This is a genomic window from Anaerophaga thermohalophila str. Valhall, from assembly GCF_000250735.1.
Lineage (GTDB): Bacteria > Bacteroidota > Bacteroidia > Bacteroidales > Marinilabiliaceae > Anaerophaga > Anaerophaga thermohalophila_A.
In genome coordinates this window covers 1-6,438 of record NZ_AHZV01000357.1, presented here as the reverse complement: position 1 = coordinate 6,438, position 6,438 = coordinate 1, and the positions used below count along the sequence as shown (strand labels likewise).

3 protein-coding genes and 1 pseudogene are annotated in these 6,438 nt (G+C 41.1%); 1 reads left to right on the top strand and 3 read right to left on the bottom strand.

What is annotated here, in order from left to right:
• Window positions 1-204: 204 nt before the first annotated feature.
• Both ubiE and purL read right to left on the bottom strand, forming a co-directional pair.
• Window positions 205-927 (bottom strand): bifunctional demethylmenaquinone methyltransferase/2-methoxy-6-polyprenyl-1,4-benzoquinol methylase UbiE, encoded by a 723-nt coding sequence (gene ubiE / locus OQ5_RS0118715; protein WP_016778955.1) that lies wholly within the window; start codon window positions 925-927, stop codon window positions 205-207.
• Window positions 928-1,022: 95 nt separating this feature from the next.
• On the bottom strand, window positions 1,023-3,254 hold the full coding sequence (purL, locus tag OQ5_RS0118710) for a phosphoribosylformylglycinamidine synthase subunit PurL (RefSeq protein ID WP_016778954.1): 2,232 nt from the start codon (window positions 3,252-3,254) through the stop codon (window positions 1,023-1,025).
• Window positions 3,255-3,966: 712 nt separating this feature from the next.
• Between purL and OQ5_RS21680 the strand changes: the two genes are divergently transcribed.
• On the top strand, window positions 3,967-4,590 hold the full coding sequence (locus OQ5_RS21680; protein WP_255297641.1) for an SDR family NAD(P)-dependent oxidoreductase: 624 nt from the start codon (window positions 3,967-3,969) through the stop codon (window positions 4,588-4,590).
• A 235-nt stretch (window positions 4,591-4,825) separates the two neighbouring features.
• Here OQ5_RS21680 and OQ5_RS21675 read toward each other — a convergent pair.
• Window positions 4,826-6,042: pseudogene (locus tag OQ5_RS21675) on the bottom strand (serpin family protein).
• Window positions 6,043-6,438: the final 396 nt, after the last annotated feature.

Here is a 6,438-nt window from a genome sequence, read left to right as displayed (position 1 = left end):
TTAAAATCCAACGTATTAAACCCGATAAGAAATCCAAAATGCAATGGCCTGTAATCGAATGCCGGAAGGTTGGGCACACCTTTCTTATCTCTCATCTGTCCACCGGCAGGAGAGGAAATAATCAGCAATATCAGGAACACATAAATAACTCGCAAGGAAAAATGTTTTTTGATGCAAACGAAACAGAGCATCAATTTATTGCTGTCACTTTTTGGTCGCTACATAAATGGTTGCAACTCCGAAGGTTTGCTGCAAAGTCTTTTGACATTCAAAACCGGCTTTTTGAAGTTCATCTGTAAAGTCTTTTCCATCGGGAAACTGTAAGGCCGACTCGGGAAGATACGAATAAGCATCTTTGTCGTGAGAAATAATGCCCCCCCACCATGGTAATATGCGGGTGATATAAAAATGATATAATTGTTTCAACGGAAACATTTTCGGTCGCGAAAATTCAAGCACAACCAACCGGCCGCCTTGTCGGAGCACACGATGAATTTCGGACAGCCCTTTCTGCAAGTTTTCAAAATTTCTGACACCGAAAGCAACCGTTGCGGCATCGAAAAAATTATTCTCGAAGGGTAATTCCTCCGAATCGCCGTGTTTTAGCTGGATGGTCATGTGCAAACGCCTCTTTTCGATCTTTTCCCTGGCAATAGCCAACATTTCTTCCGATAAATCGAGTGCATAAACCGCAACAGGATCAATTCCGGCTATCTGAATAGCCAGGTCGCCTGTTCCCGTTGCCACATCAAGAATAATCGGAGCTTTCAATTCCCTCAGTTGCTTTACAACATTTTTTCTCCAGATATTATCAATCCCAAACGAAAGCAGATGATTAAGCAGATCATATCTGGGAGCAATCCTGTTAAACATTGTACGCACCTGTTCCTTTTTGCTCCCTTCAAGATTTTTATAGGGTTTTATCATTCAGCAGACCGTTAAATAATTGTTTATTAAACTTTTATGTTTCGTCGAATTAAAGACTAAACGCTGAGATGCTATGAAACAAAGCTTCTATTTTATCAGACTTTTCCTTCAGCCCACCATTTTAATCTGTTTTCGAATTTAGCTTTTAATTCATCAACATATCCGAATGATTCGTCATCGACCCGTATCTCACCTTTGGTAACGTGTCCCAAAATAGAGAACGGCATTCCCTTATCGACCATGAAATCTACAAATTCATCCTGTTTTTCTGGAGAAACCGATACAATAACTCGTCCCTGAGCTTCACCAAACAGAAAAGCATCGCGTCTGACTTCTGCATCTGTAGTGATATCAAACCCAAATTCCATGGGGACAGCACTTTCAAGCAAAGCAAAAAAGAGCCCCCCGTTGGAAACATCATGAACCGAGCGGGCAAGCCGGTGATCAACCATATCTCCAAGTACCGAAAACAATTTTTTCTCTTCTTCCGGATTGAAATAAGGAGGAAGCGATTTTTCAATACCGTGTACTGCTCTAAGGTATTCGGAACCGTTTATATCATTACGCGAACGTCCTACCAGGAATATCATATCCCCTTTATGCTTAAAAGACAGTGTGGTATGCTTTTCCACATCCTTTATAATGCCAAGAACACCAATAACAGGAGTAGGAACAACAGGAATAATATGTCCGTCGACAGATCTTTGGTTATAAAAGCTAACATTCCCGCTCACAACAGGCATATCAAAGAACTTGCAGGCATCGGCGAGTCCTTTCACTGCATCCACAAAATCGGCATAAGCCGCCGGGTCATAAGGATTTCCAAAATTGAGGCAGTCCGTGATTGCCAAAGGGGTTCCACCACCACAAACAATATTTCGCATAGCTTCGGCCACTGATATCCTTGCTCCGTTATAGGGATCGGAAGAGAAATAGGCAGGATTACTGTCTACCGTGGCAAGCAGAGCTTTATTATTCGTTCCGAGTTCAACGATTCCTGCATCGGAAGGAAATTTCGTGCTGGCAGCTTCCCGGCGCAATGTTTTGGAAAATTTCCTGGTCAGCCATTTCTTGGAAGTAACATTCAGTGATTTGAGCATCTTGTCAACCACGGCAGGATAATGATCAGGCTCCTGTATGTCTTCAACTTTTATACTTTCGGGCAATTTTCTTTCTGTGGAAGCTTCACGTTCATAAACAGGAGCCAACTCGCCAAGCCCCAGGTATTTTACCGGAAATTCGACTTCAGTATCACCATCCTTTTGGCATCTCAAGATGCCACTGTTGTTTACTTTTCCGACAACTCCCATTGAAAGACTGTTACCCTCAACAACTGATTTGATTTTTTCCTTGTCACCGGGTCGAAAACATATCAACATCCTGCCCCAGGTTTCGGAAATAAGAATTTCCCGCAAACTCATATCTTTCTCCCGTAAGGGAACTTCCTCCACAGAAAAGTCAATTCCGCTGTTTCCCCTTGAAGCCATCTCTATAAGAGCACCAATTATTCCCTGTCCGCCGATGGTTTGTACCCCAATCACCAAATTTTCCCGGATCAGGCTACTGAGTGCCTTATACAGATGTTTTTCCGACTGAATATCGCGCATCTGGTCAAATGAGATGCTCTTGGTTTCTCCATCAGAAATCATATCCGCCACAAAGGCATCGCCCGATATTCCGTCTTTTCCTGTAGGCACACCAATAACAGCAACTAAATTTCCTTCACCTTTAGCAACGGCAGAAACCAATTCGTCTTTTTGTGCAACACCTATCGACATAGTGTTTACAATAGGGCTGGTATTAAAAGCGTCGCAAAAAAACACTTCTCCGCCAATAACCGGAATTCCAAATCCCTTTTCAAAATCGGCAATGCCATTTACAACTTCATCGAACAGCCAACGGGCAGTATCGCGATCAGAATTACCAAAACGTAAAGAGTTGAGAAGCGCTACCGGACGGGCTCCCATAGAAAAAATATCACGATTGACTACCCTCATGCCGGTGGATGCTCCCAAACGAGGCTGAACGGCGCATGGATGATTATGTGATTCCAGCTTAAAAACAGCCACCTGACCATCGCCAATATCAACCACTCCTGCGCTCTCCTTACCGGCTTCCACCAAAACATGATCGGCCTTTCTGGGAAGTATTTCGAGCCATTTGCGAGAATTCTTATAACTGGCATGTTCCGACCATAAAATGGAAAATAGTTCAAGTTCGAGTTTGTTCGGAACCCGCCCTAAAATGGTCTGAATTTTTTCATACTCCTCTGATGTCATATTCAACACCTCGACATCTTCTATTGTTGACAGGTCTTTATAGTTCATAAGTATAGAATTTTCTTTTTATGATCGAATAAAGTCCACGATTTAGCAGAAAGCCAGTAAAATTTTCATGCAGGTACTGTCTGTCCGTTTTGCAAAATCAGAGCTCCATTCTCCTCTCATTAGTATATAATTAGTCTAAGTTATTGGTCTGATGAAACTCGCATGTGAGTTTTATACATATTCTTGTTGTGGCAAACCCTGGAATGCTCGTTTCATTTATTTTAACCTGATTAATCTATGAATCATCGTTATATGGTGTTCTAATATTAAGAAATACATGAGGTAGGTTAAGTGCCAATATCGGAGTCAATATTTTTTTTAACTGACATCGAATTTCTTTAACCTGATCTATTCATAAATCAGGTTAAAAAGTATCGATTCTTTTGAGCAAAAGTATCCATTCTTTTGGGCAAAAGTATCCATTCTTTTAAGGAAAGGAATAGATACTTTTTATCACTACTGCCTATAGCCCTTTAGGGAAATATAATAAGTGCCCGTCTTAATATTCCGTTAAACCTTATCAATACATTTCAAAACAATTGTTTGTGGTAAAAGATTTTGTTTGCTAAAATACAGAATATCAAAGCTATACAAAAAACATAAAATACATCCCGGTAACAATCTTATCCGGAATACTTATATAATTGTAAAAACCTAACTAATTTTGAGTTGAAAAATAGCAAAAAAACTGCATAAAACAAACACAATAATTATGAATAAAAAAGCAGTTGTTACCGGAGCTTCCTCCGGGATAGGCAAAGCAACAGCCGCAATGCTGGCACGAAACGGTTTCGATTTGATAGTGACCGGAAGGCGGGAGAATCGCCTGTCAGAACTGAAAAACAAACTGGAAAATAACAATGTGAAAGTAAAAGTGTTGGCTTTTGACATCAGAGACAGGAAAGCCATGCACGAAGCCTGGAATTCACTGGCTGATGACTGGAAACAAATTGATCTACTGGTCAACAATGCCGGTCTTGCTGCCGGAGCAGAGCCTGTTCAGGATGGAGACTGGAATGACTGGGAACAAATGATAGATACAAATATAAAAGGACTGCTGGCCATCAGCCAGTTGGTTATCCCCGAAATGATAAAAAGGAGACAAGGACACATCATAAACGTGAGCTCCATTGCCGGCACCGAAGTTTATGCCAACGGAAATGTATACTGCGCGTCCAAACACGCGGTTCATGCACTAACCAAAGGTATGCGGATTGATCTGTTACCACACAATATAAAGGTATCTTCGGTTTCACCGGGAATGGTGGAAACAGAATTCTCAATTGTAAGATATCATGGAGATAAAAAAAGGCAGACAAAGTATATGAAGGTTTAACGCCACTACATGCCGGTGATGTGGCGGATGCCATTGAGTTTATGATCACTCGTCCGCCACATGTAAATGTCAACGACATGCTTCTGATGCCGACAGCTCAGGCAAGTGCAGTTTATAATTACCGGGAAAAACAGGCCTGCTTGAAGTAGGTATAACCAGCTTTCGAACAACGAACAATCGTTTTTCGAAGCACTATTTTGCACCGTCAGCATTCATTAACAATAACTTACTTCGATTACTCCAATGGATTCTCAATTTTCCCGGAGAAAAGAATAGCACCGCTTTCTTTTTCTGCAATAGCAAAAAAGAACGGACGGTCGACCCGGAATACCATTGGCCCGGGATTCACTGAAGTCATATTCATCCCCACACTTGTGGCTGCAGCAGCTTCAGTACCTTCTTCATCCACTTTGATATAGGTTTTGTGATTGACTTTGCTATAAAAACCGGCGCATCAATCATATTGGAAAAATCAGCATCAAACTCCGAGAAGGGAAGCTCCATTCCCATAGTTATCAACGGATCATTCATAAGGTATTTGCACTCAACCTCAAAACGAGGCATAAAAAGACCAATACTCTGTTCATTCATATTTTCAAGTATAGATGCCCACTTTTCGGAAGTCATATTATTGACCAAATCATTGACGGAAGCTTCCCCGGAAGGAAGTGCTACAATCATATAAAATGATCCGTTTCCGTAAGGAAGCTTAACTGCACGCAGTTCTTCATCGGCATAATAATGTAAATCCTGTTCCTGATTCATCATGGGCACCTGAACAGTGCTACCATCCGAAAGTTTAAAGCTTCCATCCTTCGTAGCCGACTCTTGAAACTGAAACTGCCATTTTCCCAGAAAATAAACGGCATTGACCAGAAACATATATTGCTGATCACTGATTTCATCAATAATTTCAGGTATTTTCCCTCTTGTTTTTTCGTTTACCCAGCCGTTAACAAGTTCATTGGCCCCTACCTTATCCGAAAAGTCCACTCCCCTGAATGCAGCTTCGTAATACTCTTTCACGGTTTCACTAAAGCTCTTTTTAGCTGGTAACGACTCTTTATACCAAACAGAATTGGCCACTTCAATCTCCACCTTCGAATCAGCGGAGTGCAATACCTCCCGAATATTTTTAAACGCTTCATTCATTGTGGTGACATCGCCAAAATCCATCACAGCCAACATTTGATCGAGTGTTTCACCGGCAGCACCGTTGGTGGTCATCCCCAAAGCCTGAGCTACACTCAATGATGAAATCACCACATTTTCGCCGGGGTCGGCATCAGAATTCACTGTTTTAAAGAGGTCCCAACCAAAACGGTCGGTAGCCGATAACACCTCAAGAGATTTAAGGTCAAACTCTTTTTTCTTTGGTTCTTCGTTGTTGTCGAACAAGCTGCAACCCGTTAAAAGAGCTGTCAAAATCAAAAAAGAAATGATGTGTTTCATAAGTATAAAATTAGTCTAAGTTATTGGTCTGATGGAACTCGCATGATTGGGTTTATACATGTTCTCTTGTGACAAACCTTGTCATGCTCGTTTCATAGGTATAGATAATTAGATGTTTAGATTTAAGATATTTAGTTGGTGTCTGTCCATAAAGTACCATTTGCTGTGTTACGCTCGCCGCCAAAATACTCATTTACGAAAAGTAAACTCCGTTTTTGGCGGCTTTGCAAGCCTTGCAACTGGCACTTTCTGAACAGACACACATATTGTGAAAATTTTGCGAGTTTATAGACACGCACTAAATAACAAATCAGCTATTTGCGATCAATGAATTATATCTGCTAAAATACAGTAAACCAATGTTATGCGAATCATCTTGTATCTTATATCACTGCT